Source organism: Bradyrhizobium sp. AUGA SZCCT0176 (assembly GCF_018130145.1).
Taxonomy (GTDB): Bacteria; Pseudomonadota; Alphaproteobacteria; order Rhizobiales; family Xanthobacteraceae; genus Bradyrhizobium.
In genome coordinates, this window is record NZ_JAFCMB010000005.1 from 52,023 (window position 1) to 74,872 (window position 22,850).

The window sequence follows — 22,850 nt, forward strand, 5'->3', positions numbered from 1 at the left end:
GATAATCCTTCTTTCAAGCCGGACGGCGGATGGTCGAGCGCAGCCGCGGATCGACGACGGTATAGAGGATGTCGACCACCAGGTTGATGGTGACGAAGATCAGCGACACCATCAAAAGGTAGGCCGCCATGATCGGGATATCGACGTTTTGCACTGCCTGCACGAACAGCAACCCCATGCCCGGCCACTGGAATACGGTCTCGGTGATGATGGCAAATGCAATAACCGAGCCAAATTGCAACCCGGCCACCGTGATGACGGGAACCAGCGTGTTCTTGAGCGCGTGGCCGAAATGGATCGCCCGCGTGGTCAGGCCGCGGGCACGCGCGAAGCGGATGTAATCGGTGCGCAGGACTTCCAGCATTTCAGCACGCACCAGCCGCATGATCAGGGTCAGCTGGAACAGGCCGAGCGTGATGGACGGCAGGATCAGCGCCTTGAGGCCGGAAAGAGTCAGGAGGCCCGTGGTCCACCAGCCCACCCGCACGACATCGCCGCGGCCGAACGAGGGCAGCCAGCCCAGCGTCACCGAGAACAGATAGATCAGCAAAATACCGATCAGGAAGGTCGGTAGCGAAATTCCGATCAGCGATACGGCCTGGAATATTTTGGCAAGCGCGCTGTCGCGTTTGAGCGCCGAATAAACCCCCATCAGGATGCCGAACACCATCGCGAAGATGGTGGCGCAGATCGCGAGTTCCAGCGTCGCCGGCATGCGCTCGGCGAGCAGGCTCGAGACCGGCTGGCGGAATTGATAGGACACGCCGAATTTGAACTGGGCGGCATTGCCGAAATAACGCGCGAACTGCATCACCACGGGATCGTCGAGACCGAGCGACTTGCGCACCGCTTCGCGTTCGGCCGCAGACGTATCCAGTGAGACGATCTGGTTGACGGGGTCGCCGGCGAACCGGAACATCGAAAACGAGATGATCCCGACCGCAAGCATGACGCCGATGGCCTGGATCGCCCGGCGAAGAGTGAAAGCGAGCATGTGATCCTTTCACTTCTCTCTTTACGCTGTGGCGGACGCCACTGTCCGCCGGAAACGAAAAGTCCCGGGGCGTGAAGCCACCGGGACCTGGGTCGTTGGGCCTGCCTACGGTTCTTTGACCATCCAGTAGGGCAGGACCTGGTTGTCGGCGCGCTGCACCACTTTGAGTTTTTTCGACACGCCCCAGGCCAGGGCCTGCTGATGCAGCGGGATGTAGGCGTAATCCTTCGCCGCGATCTCGAACGCTTCCTTGATCAGCTGATCGCGCTTGGCAGGATCAGGTTCGACCAGCACCTTGTCGGTGATCTCGTCCATCTTCTTGTTGCAGTAGCCGGAAACGTTGGCTTCGCCGCGTGAGGATTTCGGGTCGTCGCGGCAGCCCATGATGTCATAGAGCACATTGTGCGAGTCCGACGTGCCGGGCGTCCAGCCGAGCAGATAGAACGATGACTGGTAGCCGCCGGGTTTCAGGATCTTGGCGAAATACTGCGCCTTGGGCTGCGCCAGCAGATCGACCTTGACGCCAATGCGCGCCAGCATGCCGACCACCGCCTGGCAGATCGCGGCGTCGTTGACATAGCGGTCGTTGGGGCAATCCATCGTGACCTGGAAACCGTCGGGATAGCCCGCTTCCGTCAAGAGCTTCTTGGCGCCGTCGGGATCGAATTTCGGGCGGGTAAAGTCCTTGGAAAGCGGAAACAGTTGCGGCGCAATCATCAGGGCCGAGGGCGTCGAGAGCCCACGCATCACGCGGGTCTTGATCAGTTCGATATCGATCGCCTTGAAGAAGGCTTCGCGGACCTTGATGTCCTTGAATGGATTCTTGCCCTTGATGTTCGAATACAGCAATTCGTCGCGGGCCTGGTCCATGCCGAGGAAGATGGTGCGCAGCTCAGGCCCCTTCATCACCTGGGTGGTCGGGGTGGAATCGACGCGGCCGATGTCCTGGGTCGGAACCGGCTCCATGATGTCGACTTCGCCCGACAGCAGGGCAGCGACGCGCGTGGCGTCGGACCCGATTGGCGTGAAGACGATTTCCTTGAGATTGTGCTCGGGCTTGCGCCACCAGTTCGGGTTCGCCTTGAACACGGTCTTGACGCCGGGCTGATGGCTCTCGACGGTGAAGGCGCCGGTGCCGTTGGCATTGAGCGAGGCGAAGCTCGGCGTCGTCGCTGCGGCCGGCGTCGGCGCCGTGGCGTTGTTCGCCTCGGCCCACTTCTTGTCCATGATGTACCAGGTATCCCACTGGTAGTGCAGAATGGGATTGGGCGAGGTCAGGATGAAATCGACGGTGTTGTCGTCAACCTTGACGACCTTTACGTCGGCGGCCACGCGGGCCTGTACATTCGAACCCTTGGCGCGAGCGCGGTCGGCCGAGAACACCACGTCGTCGGCGGTGAAGGGGTCGCCGTTCTGGAACTTGACACCCTTGCGCAAATGGAAACGCCAGCGGGTCGGCTCCGGGGTTTCCCAGCGTTCGGCCAGCCCCGGAATGATCTTGAGGTCCTTGTCGCGCGCAATCAAGCCTTCATAGACCTGCCCTAGATGCGCATGCGTGGTGCTTTCGTTCAGCGTATACGGGTCCAGCGATTTGAGGTCGCCCTGGTTGGCGTAGCGCAGGGTCTGGGCCGATGCCGGCGCAACCGTAAAGCCGAGCATTGTAACCGTAGCCGCTGCAAGCAAACTCTGACGTAACGACATTTGTTCGATTTCCCCGCTTTGATCAGCCCAATTCCGCAATAACGGCGGATATTGCCGATCCATGTTGCCAAAGTCCAGCCGCCGCGCAAGCGCGATCTCGTTCAGCGAGCCGGTTTGCGCCGCGATGCGGCAACGACTAGCTTCACCTTAAGCTGAGCGCGAGACCGCGTTACATTAAACTTTCGGAGTGCCGGGTGGCGGAACTGAAGGCTGACGTTCTTGTGTTGGGGGCGGGCATGGTCGGCGTCGGCGCTGCCCTGCACCTGCAGAAAAAGGGCCGCGATACGGTCCTGATCGACCGGCACGAACTTGCCGGCGAGGAGACCAGCTATGGCAATGGCGGACTGATCGAATGCGCGTCGGTCTTTCCCTACATGTTTCCCCGCGATCTGCGCCAGATCCTGCAATATGCGACCAACCGTACGCCGCAGTTGCGTTATCATTTCGCCGATCTGCCGTCCTTCCTGCCCTGGCTGATGCGTTACTTCCTGGCGTCTTCGCCGGAGCGTGCGCTGCACAGTGCAATGGCCGAACTGCCGCTGATCCAGCGCAGCCTGGTCGAGCATGAGGCGTTGATCGCGGAAGCCGATGTGCCGGAGCTGTTGCGCCGGACCGGCTGGATCAAGCTCTATCGCTCCGATGCGACGCTGGCGAAAGCGGTGAAGGAACTCGAACGCGCCAAGCAATATGGCGTCGCGGGCGACATCCTCGACGCATCTGCTATCGCGGCGCGCGAGCCGAATTTGACCGGCGATTTCGCCGGCGCGGTGCATTTTCCCGATCCCGGTTTTGTCCCCGATCCCGGCGGCCTCACCAAGGCCTATGCGGCGCTGTTCGGCCGCAAGGGCGGCCGGTTCCTGGTCGGCGATGCGCGAACGCTCGAACAATCCGGTGCGCGCTGGCGCGTCGCAACCCAGAATGGCTCAATCACCGCGCGCGAAGTGGTCGTCGCGATGGGGCCGTGGTCCGATCAGATCTTCGCCCCGCTCGGCTATTCGATCCCGCTCAACGTCAAGCGCGGCTATCACATCCATCTGGCGCCGCGCGGCAACGCCGTGCTCAATCATCCCGTGCTGGACACCGATCAGGGCTTTCTGCTGGCGCCGATGAACCGCGGCATTCGCCTGACCACCGGCGCCGAGATGGCCCGCCGCGATGCGCCGCCGACCCCGGTCCAGGTCGAACGGGCCATGCCAAAGGCGCATAAGTTGTTTCCCCTGGGGGAGCCGGTCGACGCCCAGCCATGGAAGGGGGCGCGGCCCTGTTTGCCGGATATGCTGCCGGTGATCGGGAAGGCGCCCCGCCATCCCGGTTTGTGGTTCGATTTCGGCCACCAGCACCACGGCTTGACGCTCGGACCCGCAACCGGCCGGCTGCTGGCGGAAATGATGACCGGCGAGACCCCGTTTGCCGATACTACCCCTTTTGCTGTCGAACGTTTTGGTTGACCATAGGGGGCGAATGGGGGCCCCGGAAGGCGGTCTTGTCCTTGCGTGACTCAGCCAGTCACGGTGATACTGCGGCAAGCCATTAATGAAGGAGCGGCCATGAAGGTAAACGTCGAAATTGATTGCACGCCGCTCGAGGCCCGGCAGTTTTTCGGACTTCCGGACGTTCAGCCGATGCAGACCGCGGTCATGGACAAGTTGCAGCAGCAGATGATGGCCAACATCGACAAGGTCTCGCCGGAATCGCTGATGCAGTCCTGGTTCACCTTCGACCCCAAGATCGCTGAACGCTTTCAGGACATGTTCGTGACCATGGCCGGTCTCGGCGGCATGGCCAAGAAGGACAAGAAATAGTGGCCGTCGCGGAGGACTCGCCGGCGGCAGAACGCAAGCTTCGTCCGCCGAGCCTGTTCCTGATGCTCGCCGAAGCCAGAAGCGTGTTCGAACTGAATTCGAGTCTGCTGCTGTCGCCGCTGTTGATGCGCGCCCCGAAGGGCGACGGTCATCCGGTGCTGACGCTGCCGGGATTTCTCGCCAGCGACCTGTCGATGGCGCCGATGCGGCGCTACCTGAAAGAACTCGGCTACGACACCTATGCCTGGAACATGGGCCGCAATTTCGGCGGCGTCGCCAGCAAGCGCGGTGCGTTACGCGACCTCGTCAGGCGAATCCACGAGACCGCGGGACGAAAGGTCAGCATCATTGGCTGGAGTCTCGGCGGCATCTACGCACGCGATCTCGCGCTGCAACTGCCGGACCTGGTGCGATCGGTGATCACGCTCGGCAGCCCGTTCGCCAACGACATCACCGCGACCAATGCGACGCGACTGTACGAAGCGCTGTCGGGGGAAGGCATCAACGACAATCCAGAGATCCGGGAAGCGATCGCCGGCGACCTGCCGGTGCCCGCGACCTCGATCTATTCCCGCACCGATGGCATCGTGAACTGGCGTACCAGCCTGCTGCGCCCCTCCAGCAAGGCCGAAAATATCGAGGTGCATCTCGCAAGCCATATCGGCCTTGGCGTCAACCCGGCCGCCTTGTGGGCGGTGGCCGACCGCCTGGCGCAGCCGGAAGGCGAATTTAAGCAATTTGACCGATCGGGGCCGTTTGCCATTGCATATGGGGCCCCGGAAAATGCACTATCCTGACCAATGTCGTTGAAGACCGGGGACACCCAACCCCCGTATTCAGGACCATCTGAACGCCAGAAGCGCCATCAAGGCGTCGCGTGATCTCTGCGGGAGGAAAACATGACTGACGCCAAGAAACTGTCCTCGATGGACGCGTCGTTTCTGTATCTGGAAACGCCGGAAATGCCGATGCATGTCGGAAGCATGGCGATCTTCCGCCTGCCCGAGAATTACAACGGCAACTTCTTCGAAGAGTTCAAGGCGATGATCGGCTCGCGGCTGCATCTTGCGCCGATCCTGAAAGCGCGCCTGGAAAAGGCGCCGCTCGACATCGATCATCCGTCCTGGGTCGAGGACGACCAGTTCGACATCGACCGCCACATTTTCCGCGGCAGCCTGCCGGCCCCCTACGACCGCGCGACGCTGGAGCGCATCGTCGGCTGGATGCATGCCAAGCTGCTCAACCGCGCCCGCCCACTCTGGGAGTTCTATGTCTTCGAGGGCATGAAGGACAACGAGATCGGGCTTTATTCCAAGATGCACCACGCCTGCATCGACGGCGGCGCCGGTGCGGCGCTGACCAACATGATCTACGATCTGACGCCGGTGCCGCGCCAGGTCGAGCCGCCGACCGCGCGCAAGGTCGCCCAGGAGCCGCGCGATATCGCCGCCAATTTGATCGATTCCTATCAGCAGCTCTGGCGCCAGCCGTTCGATTCCTCCACCGCGCCGAAGAGCCTGGAATTGCCGCGTTCGGGCAAGAGCGATCTCGGATCGATCCTGTTCGACAACGCCATGTTCCAGATCGAGAGCGCGGTGAAATTCGCCGCCAGCGTGCCGACGATGCTCAAGAGCGTTTCCGAAGTGGTCGGCAAGATTTCCGATCCGAAGTCGCGCGACAGCATCGCCAGCATGGTTTCGCCGCCGACCATCCTGAACAAGGCGATCTCGTCGGAGCGCAGCTTTGCCGGCACCTCGATCTCGCTGTCGCGGGCCAAGGCGGTGGCGAAAGCCTCCGGCGGCAAGCTCAACGACGTCGTGCTGGCGCTGTCCTCCGGCGTGGTGCGGCGCTATCTGCTGCAGCAGGGCGCGCTGCCGACCAAGTCGCTGACGGCGGCGGTGCCGATTTCGCTGCGCGAGGAAGGCAACACCGAGGCCAACAACCAGGTGTTCGGCATGATCTGCTCGATCGCCACCAACGTCGAAGATCCCAAGGGGCGGCTGGAGGCGATCATCGCGCAATCCACCAAGTCCAAGGAAATGTCGCACCCGCTGCGGGCCCTGATGCCGCAGGTGTCCAACATCTCGATGCTGGGCGCGCCGATCGTGGTGCAGATCCTGGCGCTGCTCTACAGCCGTTCCGACCTCTCGAACGTGCTGCCGCCGGCGGCGAACATCACCGTGTCCAACGTGCCGGGGCCGCGGCAGACGCTCTATGCGGCCGGCGCGGAGTTGCTGCACATCTTCCCGGTGTCGATCTCGACCCACGGGCTGGCGCTCAACATCACCGTGCAGAGCTATCGCGACCAGCTCGATTTCGGCTTCATCGCCGGCGCCAATATCATCCCGCATGTCCAGGTCTTGTGCGACATGCTTCCGCTGGAATTTGAAGCGCTGGAGGCGGCCTATGCGCCGCCGCCGTCCAAGATGACCAGCGCGGCTGAATAGGGTTTTGCAATGATTGAAATGCCGCCGCTGCAGTTCGCCGAGACGAACGGCATTCGCATGGGTTACTACGAGGCCGGGCCGAAGACCGACAAGCCGCCGGTCATACTGTGCCACGGCTGGCCGGAGATCGCGTTCTCCTGGCGTCACCAGATCAAGGCGCTAAGCGAGGCCGGGATCCGGGTGATCGCGCCGGATCAGCGCGGCTATGGTTCGACCGACCGGCCCGAGCCGGTCGAGGCCTATGACATCGAGCACCTGACCGGCGATCTCGTCGGCCTGATGGACCATCTGAAGATCGACAAAGCGATCTTCGTCGGCCACGATTGGGGCGGCTTCATCATCTGGCAGATGCCGCTCCGCCACATTGATCGCGTTGCCGGCGTGGTCGGCATCAACACGCCGCATCACGATCGCCCGCCGGCCGATCCGATCGAGCTGTTCCGCAAACGGTTCGGCGACAGCATGTACATCGTGCAGTTCCAGGATCCGGCCCGCGAGCCCGACAGGATCTTCGGCAGCCGGGTCGAGCAGACGTTTGACGCCTTCATGCGCAAGCCGGTGCCGCGGCCCGCCGACACACCCGCCGATCAGGTGGTTGCCGGCGTCGGTGCTTCACCGCGACTCAATTTGGCGTTTCCGCAGATGATTGCGGGTTACGACGCCAAGCATGATCCGCGCACACCAATCCTGTCGCCGGAAGAGAAGAAGGTGTTCGTCGATACGTTCACGAAGTCAGGTTTCACGGGCGGCATCAACTGGTACCGCAACATGTCGCGCAACTGGCAGCGTTCGGCCGCGATCGATCACACGGTGAAAGTACCGGCGCTGATGATCATGGCCGAGAACGACCATGTGCTGCCGCCGTCGTCGGCTGACGGCATGGAAAAGATCGTTCCCGATCTCGAAAAATATCTGGTGCGCGACAGCGGCCATTGGACGCAACAGGAAAAGCCGGACGAGGTCAGCGCCAAACTGATCGAATGGCGCAGGAAGCGGTTTGGCTAGAGCATAAATTACCTTATCGTCATTGCATGCAACAAACGCGAAGCGTTTGTGCAAGGGAGCGAAGCGACGAAGCAATCCATTCTTTCTTTTCAAGGCGAGATGGATTGCTTCCCTTCGCTCGTAATGACGAGCTGATACAATGACGGGCTGATACAAAGAATCGGACCAAGGCAGGAGACAATTCGACAATGGCGTCACCGAACAAACTCAGTCCGATCCCGCATCCGCCGAAAAAACCCGTTGTCGGCAACATGCTGTCGCTGGATCCGAACGCGCCCGTTCAGCATCTGGTGCGGCTGACCAAGGAGCTCGGGCCGATCTTCTGGCTCGACATGATGGGTGCGCCGCTGGTGATCGTGTCGGGCCACGATCTGATCGACGAACTCTCCGACGAGAAGCGCTTCGACAAGGCGGTGCGCGGCTCGCTGCGCCGGGTGCGCGCGGTCGGCGGCGACGGTCTTTTCACCGCCGACACGTCAGAGCCGAACTGGAGCAAGGCGCACAACATCCTGCTGCAGCCGTTCGGCAACCGCGCGATGACGTCCTATCATCCGAGCATGGTCGACATCGCCGAGCAGCTGGTGAAAAAATGGGAGCGGCTGAACGGCGACGAGGAAATCGACGTCGTCCATGACATGACCGCGCTGACGCTCGACACCATCGGCCTCTGCGGCTTCGACTACCGTTTCAACTCGTTCTATCGCCGCGACTATCATCCGTTCGTGGAATCGCTGGTGCGCTCGCTCGAGACCATCATGATGACCCGCGGCATCCCGCTGGAAGGCCTGTGGCTGCAGAAGCGCCGCAAGGATCTGGCGCTGGACGTCGCCTTCATGAACAAGATGGTCGACGAGATCATCGCCGAGCGCCGCGGCAACGCGGAAGCTGCCGAGGGCAAGAAGGACATGCTCGGCGCCATGATGACCGGCGTCGACCGCGCCACCGGAGAGCAGCTCGACGACGTCAACATCCGCTACCAGATCAACACCTTCCTGATCGCGGGCCATGAGACCACCAGCGGCCTCTTGTCCTGCACGCTCTATGCGTTGCTCAAGCATCCCGACGTGCTGAAGAAGGCCTATGAGGAAGTCGACCGCGTGCTCGGTCCCGATGTCGACGCGCGGCCGACCTATCAGCAGGTCACGCAGCTGACCTACATCACGCAGATTCTGAAGGAGGCGCTGCGGCTGTGGCCGCCGGCGCCGGCCTATGGCATCGCCCCGCTCCAGGACGAGACCATCGGCGGCAAATACAAGCTGAAGAAAAACACCTTCGTCACCGTGCTCGTCATGGCGCTGCACCGCGATCCCAGCGTGTGGGGCCCGAACCCTGACGCGTTCGATCCGGAGAATTTCAGCCGCGAGGCCGAGGCCAAGCGTCCGGTCAACGCCTGGAAACCGTTCGGCAACGGCCAGCGCGCCTGTATCGGGCGCGGCTTTGCGATGCACGAGGCGGCGCTGGCGATCGGCATGATCCTGCAGCGCTTCAAGCTGATCGACGTCAACCGCTACCAGATGCATTTGAAGGAGACGCTGACGATCAAGCCGGACGGCTTCAAGATCAAGGTGCGCCCGCGTGCCGACAAGGAGCGCGGCGCGTTCGCTGGTCGCGCCGCTGCCGCGGTGGCGGCCTCGAACACAGCCGCAGCACCAGCCCGCAACCGCCCCGGCCACAACACGCCGCTGCTCGTGCTCTACGGTTCCAACCTCGGCACCGCCGAAGAACTCGCCACCCGCGTTGCCGATCTCGCCGAGGTCAACGGATTTTCGACCAAACTCGGCGCCCTCGATGACTACGTCGGCAAGCTGCCCGAGCAGGGCGGCGTCCTGATCTTCTGCGCCTCCTATAATGGCGCCGCCCCCGACAACGCCACGCAGTTCGTCAATTGGCTGGACAGCGGCTTGCCCAAGGATGCGCTGGCCAAAGTCCGCTACGCGGTGTTCGGCTGCGGCAACAGCGACTGGGCGGCGACCTATCAGTCGGTGCCTCGTGCCATCGACGAGCAATTGGCCGCGCACGGCGCGCGCAGCGTCCACGGGCGCGGCGAGGGCGATGCCCGCAGCGATCTCGACGGCCAGTTCGAAAAATGGTTTGCCGCCGCCGCAGCAGCAGCAACCAAGGAGTTCGGCCTCGCGTCGACCTTCACCCGCAGCGCCGACGATGCGCCGCTTTACACGATCGAGCCGGTGGCGCCGACCGCCGTCAACGTGATTGTGGCGCAGGGCGGCGTTTCGCCGATGAAGGTGCAGGTCAATTCCGAGCTGCAGAACAAGGTCGGCGCCAATCCGTCTGACCGCTCGACGCGGCATATCGAAGTGCAGCTGCCGCCGGGCGCTTCCTATCGAGTCGGCGATCACCTCAGCGTGGTGCCGCGCAATGATCCGGCGCTGGTCGATTCCGTCGCGCGCCGGTTCGGCTTCCTGCCCGCCGATCAGATCCGGCTCGCGGTCGCCGAAGGCCGCCGTGCGCAACTGCCGACCGGCGACGCCGTGTCGGTCGGGCGTTTGCTGACCGAGTTCGTCGAATTGCAGCAGATCGCGACCCGCAAGCAGATCCAGATCATGTCGGAAAACACGCGTTGTCCGATGACCAAGCCGAAGCTGCTGGCCTATGTCGGCGATGACGCCGCCTCGACCGGGCTCTATCGGAGCGACGTTCTCGGAAAACGTAAATCGGTGTTCGACCTGCTGGAGGAATATCCGGCCTGCGAGCTGCCGTTCCATGCTTATCTCGAAATGCTGTCGCTGCTGGCGCCTCGCTATTATTCGATCTCGTCGTCACCGGCGGGCGATGCTTCGCGCTGCAGCGTCACCGTCGGCGTGGTCGAAGCGCCCGCGAGTTCGGGCCGCGGCGTCTACAAGGGCGTCTGCTCGAACTATCTCGCCGGCCGCCGCGCCGGCGACACCATCCATGCCACGGTGCGCGAAACCAAGGCGGGCTTCCGCCTGCCGGACGATGCGTCGGTGCCGATCATCATGATCGGACCCGGCACGGGGCTGGCGCCATTCCGCGGCTTCCTGCAGGAGCGCGCCGACCGCAAGGCCAAGGGCGCGAGCTTAGGCGCGGCGATGCTGTTCTTCGGCTGCCGCCATCCCGAGCAGGACTTTCTCTACGCCGAAGAACTGAAGGCGTTCTCCGCCAACGGCATCGCCGAACTGCACACCGCGTTCTCGCGCGCCGACGGGCCGAAGACTTATGTGCAGCATCTGGTCGCGGCGCAAAAGGATCAGGTGTGGAACCTGATCGAGAAGGGCGCGATCGTCTATGTCTGCGGCGACGGCGGCAAGATGGAGCCGGACGTCAAGGCCGCGCTGGTGTCGATCTATCGCGAACGCACCGGCGCGGACGAAGCAGCAGGCCTGCGCTGGATCGACGATCTCGGCGCCAGGAACCGCTACGTGCTGGATGTGTGGGCGGGCGGATAGTTTTTCATCCGTCGTCCCGGCGAACGCTCGGATGCGCATTTGCGCATCGGGGGACCCATACCGCGTGATCTATCGGGTTGAAAAATGCTGTTCGACGAGTCTTCGTAACCACCAGCACTTGTGGTTATGGGTCCCCCGATGCGCAATTGCGCATCTGAGCCTTCGCCGGGACGACGAAAAGCCGGTCGTGCTAGAACCCCGACATGATTCCCTGGGAAAAAATCGATACCGCGCGTGTGCCCGGCACCGACGCGGAACTGCGCCTGATGAAGCGCGGCGCCGAGTTTTCCATCATGCTCGGCACCAACGAGCTGATGAACAGCCGCCTCAGTGGTTCCGAAGCCGCGCTCGCCACCCTTGCGGTCAAGAAGCTGGAAGCGAACAAGAAGCCGCATCTGCTGATCGGCGGATTGGGCATGGGCTTTACGTTGCGGGCTGCGCTTGCGGTGCTCGGCGCCGGGGCGCGGATCGTGGTGGCTGAACTGGTGCCGGCCGTCGTCGCCTGGGGGCGAGGTCCGATGGCGGAGATTGTTGGCGGCAGCCTGAACGATACGCGCGTCAGCATTCAGGAAGTGGACGTCACCGAGATTATTCGATCCAGCCGATCGAAATTCGATGCGATTCTGCTCGACGTCGACAACGGCCCGGAAGGCCTGACCCGCAAGGCTAATGATGGGCTCTACAGTTCAGCCGGATTGGGCGCGGCACATACCGCGCTTCGTCCCGGCGGCGTCCTGGCCGTCTGGTCGTCCGGACCCAACGCGCCGTTCTCAAAGCGGCTGCGTGCCGCCGGTTTCGATGTGAATGAGGTTGCCGTGCGCGCCACCGGAAGAGGCGGCGGCGCGCGCCATGTCATCTGGATCGCAACACGCACGTAGTGCGTCACGCTGCTCCGCGTATCGGTCGATGATGCCCGGACGATGCCTCAGAACATCGTGTTGCTGTTCGCCGGATTCTCGGGGATCGGCTGGACGACGTCCCAATGCTCGACGATCTTGCCGTTCTCGAGCTTGAAGACGTCGATGATCGCGCTCCCCCTCGTGCCGGGCTCGCGAATGGCGTGGACATGCAGGATGACGTAATCGCCGTCCACGAACGAACGCTTGATCTCGCTGCGGGAGTTCGGGAATTTCTCGCGCAGGAATCCAATGAACTTGCGGAAGCCCTCGGGACCGTCAGCGGCATTCGGATTGTGCTGGACATAGCGATCGCCCATATAGGCGATCGCGCCGTCGGCATCTTTCTGGTTTAGCCCCTTCTCATAGAAGTCGAGCACCGCTTTTCTGTTGGCTTCCTGCTGCGCCGCGGAGGCGGCCCAGGCGCTCGGAGAGGCGAGGGCGAACAGGACGACGGTGGCCAGGGCGATGCGTGGCCGAAAAAAGAGATCCATGATCGGGCTCCATCTGACGATATCGGTGTGCCGTCTATAGTACTCGACCCCGCCGGCCGTAAGAGGGCACCCGATACTCACGAAGTCACCTCGAAGTAACCTGATCAAGCCGCCTTCGCCGCCGCACCATGGGCGTGCTTGTCGATGGCATCGATGATCTGCGGCCACATCGGGATCGGCAACGCGTGGCCCATGCCGTCGATCATCACAAGCTTCGCGCCTGGCACAGAGGCTGCCGTATCCTTGCCGCCCTCGGGCCGCACCAGGGGATCGACGGTGCCGTGGATGACGAGCGTTGGTGCCTTCACCGCGCTCAGCCGTTCCTTGCGGCTGCCGGAGGCGAGCACCGCGCGCAGCTGGCGGCCGACGCCGGCCGGGTTGAGGCCGCGTTCATAGGTGCGTTCGGCGCGCGAGCGGTCGAGCGCTTCGTCTTCCGGAAACGAGCCGACGCGCAAGATTTTCCAGGTTTTTGCAAAGCGTTCGAAATACTCTTCCTTGGTCGCGGGCGGCGGCGCCATCAGCATGGCGGCGGCTTCCCGTGTCGGCCCCGGCACCTTGGGATTGCCCGTTGTCGACATGATCGACGTCAGCGAGCGCACCCGTGCCGGAAACGAGATCGCGACTTCCTGGGCGATCATGCCGCCCATCGATGCGCCGACCAGATGCGCCGACTTGATGCCGAGCACGTCCATCAGGCCGACCGTGTCCTTGGCCATGTCGATCAGTCTGTAGGGCGCGGCGACCGGGATCTTCAGGAATTTCAGCTTGAGCAGTTCGAGCGCGCTCAGACGCTTGCCGCCGGTCATGCGGGAGGATTTGCCGATGTCGCGGTTGTCGAAACGGATGACGCGAAAACCGCGCGCGGCCAGCTGGCGGCAGAAATCATCGTCCCAATGGATCATCTGGGCGCCGAGGCCCATGATCAGCAGCAACGGTTCCGCGCCGGCATCGCCGAAGCTTTCGTAGCAAATGTCGATGCCATTGGCGTGGGCGATCTGCGGCGGCTGATGGGCAAGCGTCACGTTGGCGGTCCTTTGGATCAGTCCTGCGATGGTACCTTGATGGGGTCTTGTATGGCACGGTTTACCGCATCGCAGAAGGCTTTGCTGCTCACTGTTAACCAGTCCCTTGTTCTGACGCGTTTTCCAGACGCGAACCGCTACCCGCTTCGCTTGAAAACGCGACGTCGCCCGGTTGACCGCCACGCCGCAACGGTGTGGTATGGCGGAATAATATCCGAGGCGTGGCAAAGCGCTCGTAACCAAGGGAGGGCGCCAATGGCCGACAAAGGCAATGATCCTGCCGTGATCTGGCAGACGATGATCGGGGAGATGGAGAAGGGGTTCAACTCCTTTGCCAACCAGGCGATGGCTTCGCCCGAATTCTCAAAAGTGATGAATCAGGTCGGCGGCGTCTCGGCCGGCGCGCAGAAGCAGCTCGGCGAGCTGATGGAGAAGTATCTCGTCAGCATGAACCTGCCGAGCCGGGCGCAAATGGTCGGCATGGCCGAGCGCATCCAGGGAATCGAAGGCCAGCTCAACGAGATCAAGGCGATGCTGCACCAGATCCATCACAATTCGCTGGCGCCTGAAGGCGGCTATGGCGCGGCGCGGCCGCCGCGCACCAAGCGTCCCCCGTCGGAGGGAGAGCAAAAATGAACGCGCCCGCAGCAGCCCTCGATCTGGCGTCGATTCCCGAGCGGATCCAGTCCGAGGTGCAGCGCGCGATCCAGCGCAGCATCAAGGGCGTCGAATACATCTCCTCGTCGGGCCCCGCGCTGGGTTCGACGCCGAAGGACGTGCTGCTCAGCCGCGGCACGCTGAACCTCTATCACTACCGGCCCATCGCGGACGAAATCTACCGCGTGCCGATCCTGATCGTGATGGCGACCACCAACCGCGGCTACATCCTCGACATGGTGCCCGGCCAGAGTTTTATCGAATTCCTGCTCAAGCGCGGCTACGACGTCTACATGATGGACTGGACCGCGCCGAAACCGGAGGAAAAATCGCTGCGGATGGAGGATTACGTCCTCGACTTCATCCCGGATTGCGTCCGCCGCGTACAGCAGGATTCCGGTGAAACAGACGTCACCGTGATCGGCTATTGCTTCGGCGGCGTGCTGTCGCTGCTGTACGGCTCGATCTTCAACGACGGACCGATGAAGAATTTGATCTGCTTCACCACGCCGATCGATTTCCGCGAGATGAAGCTGTTCTCGAATTTCTCGGACCGGCGCTATTTCGATGTCGATCGCCTCGTCGACAGCATCGGCAATGTGCCGCCGGAAATGATCCTGTCTTCGTTCGAAATGCTGCGGCCGGCGTCGCGCGCGGTCAGCCAGGTGAATTTGTGGGAGAACATCTGGAACGACGAATACGTCAAGGCCTACCGGATGATGGATCGCTGGGGCACCGACACGTTGCCGCTGGCGGGCGAGTATTTCCGCGCCATCACCAAGGACCTGATGTGGGACAACAAGCTCTACAACGACACCATGACGGTCGGCGGGCGTGCGGCCAATATCGCTGACATCAAGGTGCCGATCCTGCACGCGGTCGCCGAACACGATCACATCGTGCCCTATGACGCGGCCAAGCACCTGATCGCCAAGGTCGGCTCGTCCGACAAGGAAGAGGTGGTCCTGAAGGGCGGCCATGTCAGCGTCGTCGCCGGCGCCAATGCGATCAAGCGGCTATGGCCGAAACTGGACAACTGGTTAGGTAAGAGATCAACATGAGTGAAACACGTTCCTATCCGCGCCACGTCAAGACCGACGCCGGCGAGATCGAATTCCGCCTGATGTCCCGCGCCGACGAGGCCGCGGTGCTTGCCTTCGCGCAGAAGCTGCCGACCCATGATCTGCTGTTCCTGCCGCGCAACATCAGCCAGCCCAAGGTGCTGTCGGCCTGGATCAACGAGATCGAGCGCGGGCAGATCACGAGCCTGCTGGCCGTGAAGGGCGACGCGGTGGTCGGTTGCGGCACGCTGGTGCGCGACCCGCATTCCTGGTCGCAGCATGTCGGCGAGATCCGGATGGTGGTGTCGCAGGACGTGCGCGGGCAGGGCGTCGGCCGGGCGCTGTCGCAGGAGACCTTTGCGCTGGCGCTGGGCGCCGGGCTGGAAAAGCTCTCGGTGCAGATGACGGTCGACCAGCAGGCGGCGATCGCGCTGTTCGAGAGCCTCGGTTTCAAGGCCGAGGCCCTGCTGCGGGACCACGTCCGGGACGTCGACGGCAAGAAGCATGACATTGTCGTGCTCGGGCACAATGTGGCGCAGGTGCGAGCCCAGCTGGAGGCCTACGGGCTTCCGGGCGCCGTCCAGCACTAGAGGGTGGCCGTCCGGCACCAAAGCCGGCCGTTCGGCACCAAAGCCGGCCGTTCGGCATTAGACGAAAGTGGAACTTTTGCTGGTTCCCTAGGCAAACCGCTCATCATTGAGGCTCATCACGCATTCGTGATGTCGCGATGCAACATCGATATTGCGCCGCAACATTAACTATGGCACAACGATCTCGCCCCGGGCCACTCCGGACGGGGTGAGCCCATAGCTCAAACCTGAGGATGGAGAGACCCCCATGACCACCGAAACCAATTCCGTGCTGAACACCGTCAAGGAAGCCTTCGCGCCCGTCACCGAGGCGTTCACCAAGCTCCAGAACCTGGAAGTTCCGGAAGCTGCCCGTGAGTTCGTGAAGAAGCAGGCCGAGACCGCGAAGGTTCGCGCCGCCGACATGCATGCCGGTTCCGAGAAGGTGACCGCTGCCATCGAGACCGCCGTTGCCGGTTCGGTTTCCGAGGCTGCCAAGATCAGCCGCAACATCCAGCAGGCGTTTTATCAGGACGCGGAAGCGTTCTTCGCCGGCATCGACAAGCTCGCTTCGGCCAAGTCGCTGAGCGAAGCCGCCCAGATCCAGTCGGACATGGTCCGTGCGCGTGGCGAAGTGTTCGTCTCGCGGGCGAAGGCCACGTCAGAATATCTCGGCAAGCTCGTCGCCGACAGCGCCAAGACCGCTCAGGACAACTTCTCCAAGGTCTACAGCAAGACCGCCTGATAGCGATCTGCCAACTGCCCTTTTGGAAGGCCCGCTTAGGCGGGCCTTCTTTTTGTCTGGTATTCACTTAGATCAGTCAGACCCTCATGGTGAGGAGGCGCACTTGCGCCGTCTCGAACCATGAGGCCTCATCCTTCGAGACGGCGCTTCGCGCCTCCTCAGGATGAGGGTCTGCGTTCAGTCGAAAGCCGCCATGACCGTCCCCCGCACATTCGTCGTAGACACGCCTGCCGACGCGCAGCGGGCTGCCGAACTGCGGCGCGTCAAACTGCTGGCGACGCTGGTGCTGGCGGCGACGTTTGCGATCTTCATTGCGGCGAGGGCGCTGCTGCCGATCCACCCGGCGTTCGGCTTCGTCGCGGCCTTTGCGGAGGCCGCCACCATCGGTGGCCTTGCCGACTGGTATGCGGTGGTTGCCTTGTTTCGTAGGCCTTTGGGTCTGCCGATCCCGCACACCGCGATCATCCAGAGCAACCAGCACCGCATCGCCGACAAGCTCGGCGAATTCATCGAGCAGCATTTTCTGGAAGCGGCCCCGGTCGAAGCAAAGTTGCGGCAGATCGATTTCGGCTCGTTCATCGCCGACTGGCTGCGCGACCGCAAGCGCAGCGAGGATCTGGCGCGCTTTGCACTGCGGCTGTTGCCGGAAGCGGTTGCGGCCACGGAGAATTCCGGCCTGATGACCTTTGTCAGCCGCCGCATCACCTCGCAATTGATGTCGATCGATCTGGCGCCGCTCGCGGCCGGCACGCTGCGCACCTTCGTGAAGGAAGGCCGGCACCAGGGCCTGCTCGACGACATCATGCGCGCGGTGCATCAATCGCTGACGCAGGCCGAGACCATGGCGATGATCCGCGAGAAGATCCGCGACGAATTGCCGACGCTGCTAAAACTCTATCGCGCCGACCGGTTCCTGGTGAACAAGATCGTGGCGTCGGCGACCGCGTTCTTCGAGGAAGTCCGCAACGATCCCAAGCATCCGTTCCGCGACGAGTTCGACCGCATGGTGCTCACCTTCGTCGACCGGCTCGGCAGCGATCCGGCCTATGCCGAGCGCATCCAAGGGCTGAAGCGCGATCTCCTGGCGCGCCCCGAACTGAACAGCCTCGCGCGCCACATCTGGGAGAATGCGCGATCGTTCTTCGAGCGCAGCGCGTCAGGCGAGACGCAGGTGCTGGAGCAATATCTCGTGCGCATGTTCGTAACGGCAGGCGAGGCGCTGGCTGCTGACGCCGAGATGCGCGCCGAGATCAACCAGGGTCTGGTCGCCGTGCTGCGCAGTGTGGTCGCCGAACAGAAGAGCGGCGTCTCCACCTTCATCTCCGATCAGGTCAAATCCTGGGACATGGGGCAGTTGATCGCGCTGATCGAAATCAACATCGGCCGCGACCTGCAATACATCCGTTTCAACGGCTCGCTAATCGGCGGGCTTGCAGGATTGGTGCTTTACACCCTCGAGTACCTGCTGCGGCTCGTGTGACTATTTCATCACGTCTGCGCTTTTAATTGTCACAAGTGTGAAGTGCGCCGTTGAAAGAAGAATTCTGGTTCCCTAGCTTTTTACGAAATAATGTTGCGTTGCGGAACGATTCTACCAGGCTTTCGTCTTCCCACTGAACCAGTGGCCGGCTGCCGCAACTTAAGGGGCCGAGCCCGAGAGGAGATATGATGTCCGTTGCTGCGCAGACGCTTCGTCCGCCGTCCAGAACCCTGATGTTTCTGGAGGGGCGGGCGATTTCCGAATTGGGCGCTTTCCTCGGTGCTTTGCCGCTCCTGAGTCTGGCGCCGAGAGGCGACGGGCATCCGGTGCTGGTATTGCCCGGTCTTGTGGCTTCCGACACCTCGACGCGTCCGCTGCGCAGCTTCCTGAAGAGCCGCGGCTACGCCGTCAGCGGCTGGCGCCAGGGCCGCAATCTCGGTCTGCGCCAGGGCGTGCAGCACGCGATGGTCGATCTCGTCCACGAATTGAACGACACGCATGGCCAGAAGGTCAGCCTCGTCGGCTGGAGCCTTGGCGGCCTTTACGCGCGTCAGCTCGCCAAGATGATGCCGGAGCGCGTACGCTCGGTGATCACGCTCGGCAGCCCGTTCGCGGCCGGCCCGAAGGCGACGAATGCCTGGCGCGTCTATGAAATGGCGAGCGGCCGCCGCGCCGACGAAGAGGACACGCGTTTCGGCGGGGCGCTGGCGGGCACGCCGCCGGTGCCGACCACCGCGATCTTCAGCCGTACCGACGGCATCTGCGCCTGGCAGGGCTGCAGGGAGCAGACCAGCGCGACGTCGGAGAGCATTGAGGTCGAAAGCAGCCATTGCGGCATGGGTCATCACCCCGCCGTGGTCTATGCGGTCGCCGACCGTCTGGCGCAGGCGGAAGGTAAATGGGCCCCGTTCGACCGCAGCGGCTGGCGCAGCATGGTTTATCCGAACCCGGATAGGTAATCGGGTTACCGATAGCTAATTCAGAACGCCGGCCTCGCGCCGGCGTTTTCGTGAATCCGCAAAACGCGGTATGCCTTGACGCATGCCGCAGCCGCTCGCCCGCATCGTCGAACAGCTCAAGCGCGAACCGTCGCGCACCGGCTCGATCGTCATCACCGTGTTCGGCGATGCCATCGTGCCGCGCGGCGGATCGGTCTGGCTCGGCACGCTGCTGGAATTCTTTGCCGCGATCGACATCGACAGCGGCGTCGTCCGCACCGCGATGTCGCGGCTCGCGACCGACGGCTGGCTCGAGCGCAACAAGGTCGGCCGCAACAGTTTTTACCGGCTCGACAAGAAGGGGCGGCAAACCTTCGATACCGCCACCAAGCACATCTACGATCCGCCGCCGTCCGACTGGACCGGGCGGTTTGAACTGCTGCTGATCGGCAATGGCGGGGACCGCGACGCTTCGCGCGATGCGCTGAAGAATGCCGGCTTCGGCAGTCCGCTGCCGGGCGTCTGGGTTGCACCGTCAGGCGTACCGGTTCCGGAGGAGGCGGCGGGCGCCATCCGTCTCGAAGTCTCCGCCGAGGACGACAGCGGCCGGCGTCTGCTCAGCGAAAGCTGGCCGCTTCAGCGCACCGCGGATGCCTATTTGAAATTCATGAAAACCTTCGAGCCGCTCCGCGCCTCGATCGGCCGCGGCGAGATTCTTTCCGACACGGATGCCTTCACCGCGCGGATTCTGCTGATCCACCATTACCGCCGCGTCGTGCTGCGCGACCCGCTGCTGCCGGCACCGCTTTTGCCCCGCGACTGGCCGGGCAGGGCGGCGCGACGGCTCTGCGGCGAGATCTATCGCGGGCTGCTTGCTGCGTCGGAACAATGGCTTGACGACCACGCGACCAACGAAAACGGGCCGTTGCCGAAGCCGGGCGGGGCGCTGGCGCGCCGGTTCGACGGGACGTAAACATGTTACAAAAATAACTTGCATTCGTATTTTTATGTTATATGTTGGAGGAAAGAACATACGGGGAGGTCGGCCATGTACACGCAGGCGCTCAATACGTCCGATGGCGATAACAGCCACATCGAGGACGCCGCACGTTCCGCAAACTTCCAGGCGCGCATCGATGCCGACGAGCGCATCGAGCCGAACGACTGGATGCCGGCCGCTTACCGCAAGACGCTGACGCGCCAGATTTCCCAGCACGCCCATTCCGAAATCGTCGGCATGCTGCCCGAAGGCAACTGGATCACCCGCGCGCCGTCATTGCGTCGCAAGGCGGCGCTGCTCGCCAAAGTGCAGGACGAATGCGGCCACGGGCTTTATCTCTATGCCGCCGCCGAAACGCTCGGCACCTCGCGCGAAGAGCTGGTCGATTTGATGCTGGCGGGGAAGTCGAGGTACTCCTCGATCTTCAACTATCCGACGCTGACCTGGGCTGACATCGGCGCGATCGGCTGGTTGGTCGATGGCGCGGCGATCATGAACCAGATTCCGCTGTGTCGCTGTTCCTATGGCCCCTATGCGCGCGCGATGATCCGCGTCTGCAAGGAAGAATCCTTTCATCAGCGCCAGGGCTTTGAGATCATGGTGATGCTGTCGAAGGGGACCGAAGAACAGAAGGCGATGGCGCAGAGCGCGCTCGATCGCTGGTGGTGGCCGGTGCTGATGATGTTCGGCCCGCCCGACAAGGCAAGCCAGCACTCGGACACCTCAACCAAGTGGAAGATCAAGCGCTTTTCGAACGACGAGTTGCGCCAGAAATTCGTCGATGCCACCGTGCCGCAGGCGCAATTCCTGGGCTTAACGATTCCCGATCCCGGCATGAAACAAAATGCCAACGGCAACTGGGAATACAGCGCGATCGATTGGGAAGAGTTCAATCAGGTGCTCGCCGGCAACGGCCCCTGCAATCGCGACCGATTGGCGGCGCGGCGCAAGGCGCATGACGACGGCGCCTGGGTGCGCGAAGCGGCGACTGCCTATGCGGAGAAGCGCAAGCAGCGCCAGCACGCGCAAGCGGCGGAATAGGGAGATCATCATGGCCACGCCGAACATGCCGCTCTGGGAAGTCTTCATCCGCAGCCGCAATGGGCTCGCGCACAAGCATGTCGGCTCGCTGCACGCCGCCGACACCACGCTGGCGTTGCAGGCCGCGCGCGACATCTACACCCGACGCGGCGAGGGCCTCTCGATCTGGGTGGTGCCGTCGAACGCGATCACGGCATCCGATCCCTCCGAGAAGGGCATGATGTTCGAGCCCGCGGAATCCAAGATCTACCGGCACCCGACGTTTTACGATGTGCCTGATGAAGTCGGGCATATGTGATGGCTGTTGCCTCGATCCAGGTCTCCGAAACCCCGCTGGTGCTCTACACGCTGCGCCGCGCCGACGATGCGCTGATTCTGGGCCATCGGCTGTCGGAATGGTGCGGCCACGCGCCGATGATGGAAGAGGACATGGCGCTCGCCAATATGGGCCTCGATCTGCTTGGGCAGGCGCGCGAGCTTTATGCTTACGCCGCCAAGGTCGAAGGCCGGGACAATGACGAGGACAAGTTCGCTTATCTGCGCGACGTCCGGCAGTACCGCAATCTGCTGCTGCTGGAACAGCCGAACGGCGATTTCGCGCGCACCATGGTGCGGCAGTTCTTCTATGCGGCCTTCGCGGATCTTTATTGGCGCGCGATGATGCAATCGAGCGATCCGACCCTGGCTGCGATCGCGGCGAAGTCCGAAAAGGAAAGCGCCTATCACGTCAGGCATTCATCGGAATGGATGGTGCGGCTCGGCGATGGCACCGAGGAGAGCCACCGGCGCGCGCAGAGCGCGATCGACGATCTCTGGGCCTATACCGGCGAGATGTTCCATCTCGACGACAGCGAGCGCGGCCTGATCGGCGCCGGCATCGCGATCGACCCCGCCAAATTGCACGCGCCATGGCTCAAGACCGTGTCCGGCGTCGTTAATGAGGCAACACTGGCGTTGCCTGACAACAACTGGATGCAGCAGGGCGGCCGCGACGGGCGGCACAGCGAACATCTCGGCCATCTTCTCAGCGAATTGCAGTCGCTGCCGCGCACGTTTCCGGGGGCGACATGGTAACCGCCTTGCTCAGCGATGCTGATTTGCGCCGGCGCGCCTGGGATGCGGCCGCCCAAGTGGTCGATCCCGAGATTCCGGTGCTCACCATTGCCGATCTCGGCGTGCTGCGTGAGGTCGCCGTCAGTGACGGCCATGTCGAGGTCGCGATCACGCCGACCTATTCCGGCTGCCCGGCGATGAACATGATCGCGCTGGAAATCGAGCTGGCGCTGGAACGCGCCGGCATTGCGCGGCCCAAGATCCGCACCGTGCTGTCACCGGCTTGGACCACCGACTGGATGAGCGAGGACGGCCGCCGCAAGCTAAGGGAATACGGCATCGCACCGCCACAGGCTTCAAATTCGCGCCGCGCGCTGTTCGGTGAGCAGCAGGTTTCGTGTCCGCAATGCGGCTCGGGAAATACGGAAGTCCTCTCCGAGTTCGGTTCGACCTCCTGCAAGGCGCTGTGGCGCTGCAAGAGCTGCCGCGAACCGTTCGACTATTTCAAGTGTCATTGATC

Annotated in this window: 22 protein-coding genes; 18 read left to right on the forward strand and 4 right to left on the reverse strand. The window is 62.9% G+C overall.

Going from position 1 to position 22,850, the window contains the following annotated elements; translation table 11 throughout:
- Nucleotides 1–13 precede the first annotated feature (13 nt).
- Together JQ600_RS14130 and JQ600_RS14135 are read right to left on the reverse strand one after the other, a co-directional pair.
- On the reverse strand, nucleotides 14–994 hold the full coding sequence (locus tag JQ600_RS14130) for an ABC transporter permease (protein WP_212268443.1): 981 nt from the start codon (nucleotides 992–994) through the stop codon (nucleotides 14–16).
- A gap of 105 nt (nucleotides 995–1,099) precedes the next feature.
- Nucleotides 1,100–2,695 (reverse strand): ABC transporter substrate-binding protein, encoded by a 1,596-nt coding sequence (locus tag JQ600_RS14135; RefSeq protein ID WP_212385794.1) that lies wholly within the window; start codon nucleotides 2,693–2,695, stop codon nucleotides 1,100–1,102.
- Between the two features lie 194 nt (nucleotides 2,696–2,889).
- On the opposite strand from JQ600_RS14135, the gene JQ600_RS14140 reads away from it, so the two are divergent.
- From JQ600_RS14140 to JQ600_RS14170, 7 genes are all read left to right on the forward strand, one after another.
- Complete coding sequence (locus JQ600_RS14140; protein WP_212385793.1) at nucleotides 2,890–4,143, forward strand: FAD-binding oxidoreductase; 1,254 nt, start codon at nucleotides 2,890–2,892, stop codon at nucleotides 4,141–4,143.
- Between the two features lie 99 nt (nucleotides 4,144–4,242).
- Complete coding sequence (locus tag JQ600_RS14145; protein WP_209843454.1) at nucleotides 4,243–4,497, forward strand: DUF6489 family protein; 255 nt, start codon at nucleotides 4,243–4,245, stop codon at nucleotides 4,495–4,497.
- Entirely contained in the window at nucleotides 4,497–5,294 is a 798-nt protein-coding gene (locus JQ600_RS14150) for a triacylglycerol lipase (RefSeq protein WP_212268439.1), read from the forward strand. Before JQ600_RS14145 ends, JQ600_RS14150 begins: the two co-directional genes overlap by 1 nt.
- Before the next feature lie 102 nt (nucleotides 5,295–5,396).
- Nucleotides 5,397–6,944, forward strand: coding sequence for a wax ester/triacylglycerol synthase family O-acyltransferase (locus JQ600_RS14155; RefSeq protein WP_212385792.1), 1,548 nt, complete (start codon nucleotides 5,397–5,399; stop codon nucleotides 6,942–6,944).
- A gap of 9 nt (nucleotides 6,945–6,953) precedes the next feature.
- On the forward strand, nucleotides 6,954–7,949 hold the full coding sequence (locus JQ600_RS14160) for an alpha/beta fold hydrolase (protein WP_212385791.1): 996 nt from the start codon (nucleotides 6,954–6,956) through the stop codon (nucleotides 7,947–7,949).
- Between the two features lie 188 nt (nucleotides 7,950–8,137).
- Entirely contained in the window at nucleotides 8,138–11,374 is a 3,237-nt protein-coding gene (locus tag JQ600_RS14165) for a bifunctional cytochrome P450/NADPH--P450 reductase (protein WP_212385790.1), read from the forward strand.
- A 203-nt stretch (nucleotides 11,375–11,577) separates the two neighbouring features.
- Nucleotides 11,578–12,252 (forward strand): spermidine synthase, encoded by a 675-nt coding sequence (locus tag JQ600_RS14170; RefSeq protein ID WP_212385789.1) that lies wholly within the window; start codon nucleotides 11,578–11,580, stop codon nucleotides 12,250–12,252.
- Nucleotides 12,253–12,299: 47 nt separating this feature from the next.
- Here JQ600_RS14170 and JQ600_RS14175 read toward each other — a convergent pair whose 3' ends face one another.
- Nucleotides 12,300–12,764, reverse strand: coding sequence for a nuclear transport factor 2 family protein (locus JQ600_RS14175; protein ID WP_212268429.1), 465 nt, complete (start codon nucleotides 12,762–12,764; stop codon nucleotides 12,300–12,302).
- A 104-nt stretch (nucleotides 12,765–12,868) separates the two neighbouring features.
- Nucleotides 12,869–13,786: an alpha/beta fold hydrolase gene (locus JQ600_RS14180; RefSeq protein WP_212385788.1), complete on the reverse strand. Its 918-nt coding sequence runs from the start codon at nucleotides 13,784–13,786 to the stop codon at nucleotides 12,869–12,871.
- Nucleotides 13,787–14,041: 255 nt separating this feature from the next.
- On the opposite strand from JQ600_RS14180, the gene JQ600_RS14185 reads away from it, so the two are divergent.
- The 11 genes from JQ600_RS14185 (at nucleotide 14,042) to paaD (ending at nucleotide 22,848) form a co-directional block, all read left to right on the forward strand.
- A complete protein-coding gene (locus JQ600_RS14185) occupies nucleotides 14,042–14,422 on the forward strand; it encodes a hypothetical protein (RefSeq protein ID WP_212268517.1) in 381 nt (126 codons plus the stop codon).
- Complete coding sequence (locus JQ600_RS14190; RefSeq protein WP_212268425.1) at nucleotides 14,419–15,504, forward strand: alpha/beta fold hydrolase; 1,086 nt, start codon at nucleotides 14,419–14,421, stop codon at nucleotides 15,502–15,504. Before JQ600_RS14185 ends, JQ600_RS14190 begins: the two co-directional genes overlap by 4 nt.
- Nucleotides 15,501–16,094: a GNAT family N-acetyltransferase gene (locus JQ600_RS14195; RefSeq protein ID WP_212268423.1), complete on the forward strand. Its 594-nt coding sequence runs from the start codon at nucleotides 15,501–15,503 to the stop codon at nucleotides 16,092–16,094. The genes JQ600_RS14190 and JQ600_RS14195 overlap by 4 nt, the downstream gene beginning before the upstream one ends.
- Nucleotides 16,095–16,341: 247 nt before the next feature.
- Complete coding sequence (locus JQ600_RS14200) at nucleotides 16,342–16,818, forward strand: phasin (RefSeq protein WP_212268421.1); 477 nt, start codon at nucleotides 16,342–16,344, stop codon at nucleotides 16,816–16,818.
- A 193-nt stretch (nucleotides 16,819–17,011) separates the two neighbouring features.
- Complete coding sequence (locus JQ600_RS14205) at nucleotides 17,012–18,298, forward strand: DUF445 domain-containing protein (RefSeq protein WP_212268419.1); 1,287 nt, start codon at nucleotides 17,012–17,014, stop codon at nucleotides 18,296–18,298.
- 188 nt (nucleotides 18,299–18,486) lie between these two features.
- A complete protein-coding gene (locus JQ600_RS14210; protein WP_212385787.1) occupies nucleotides 18,487–19,257 on the forward strand; it encodes a triacylglycerol lipase in 771 nt (256 codons plus the stop codon).
- A gap of 82 nt (nucleotides 19,258–19,339) precedes the next feature.
- Complete coding sequence (paaX, locus tag JQ600_RS14215) at nucleotides 19,340–20,209, forward strand: phenylacetic acid degradation operon negative regulatory protein PaaX (RefSeq protein ID WP_212385786.1); 870 nt, start codon at nucleotides 19,340–19,342, stop codon at nucleotides 20,207–20,209.
- A gap of 75 nt (nucleotides 20,210–20,284) precedes the next feature.
- Nucleotides 20,285–21,277 (forward strand): 1,2-phenylacetyl-CoA epoxidase subunit PaaA, encoded by a 993-nt coding sequence (paaA, locus tag JQ600_RS14220; RefSeq protein ID WP_212385785.1) that lies wholly within the window; start codon nucleotides 20,285–20,287, stop codon nucleotides 21,275–21,277.
- Nucleotides 21,278–21,287: 10 nt separating this feature from the next.
- Nucleotides 21,288–21,575, forward strand: a complete 288-nt coding sequence (paaB, locus tag JQ600_RS14225) for a 1,2-phenylacetyl-CoA epoxidase subunit PaaB (protein WP_192737264.1) — start codon at nucleotides 21,288–21,290, stop codon at nucleotides 21,573–21,575.
- Nucleotides 21,575–22,351, forward strand: coding sequence for a 1,2-phenylacetyl-CoA epoxidase subunit PaaC (gene paaC / locus JQ600_RS14230; protein WP_212385784.1), 777 nt, complete (start codon nucleotides 21,575–21,577; stop codon nucleotides 22,349–22,351). Before paaB ends, paaC begins: the two co-directional genes overlap by 1 nt.
- Entirely contained in the window at nucleotides 22,345–22,848 is a 504-nt protein-coding gene (gene paaD / locus JQ600_RS14235) for a 1,2-phenylacetyl-CoA epoxidase subunit PaaD (protein WP_212385783.1), read from the forward strand. The genes paaC and paaD overlap by 7 nt, the downstream gene beginning before the upstream one ends.
- Nucleotides 22,849–22,850 lie beyond the last annotated feature (2 nt).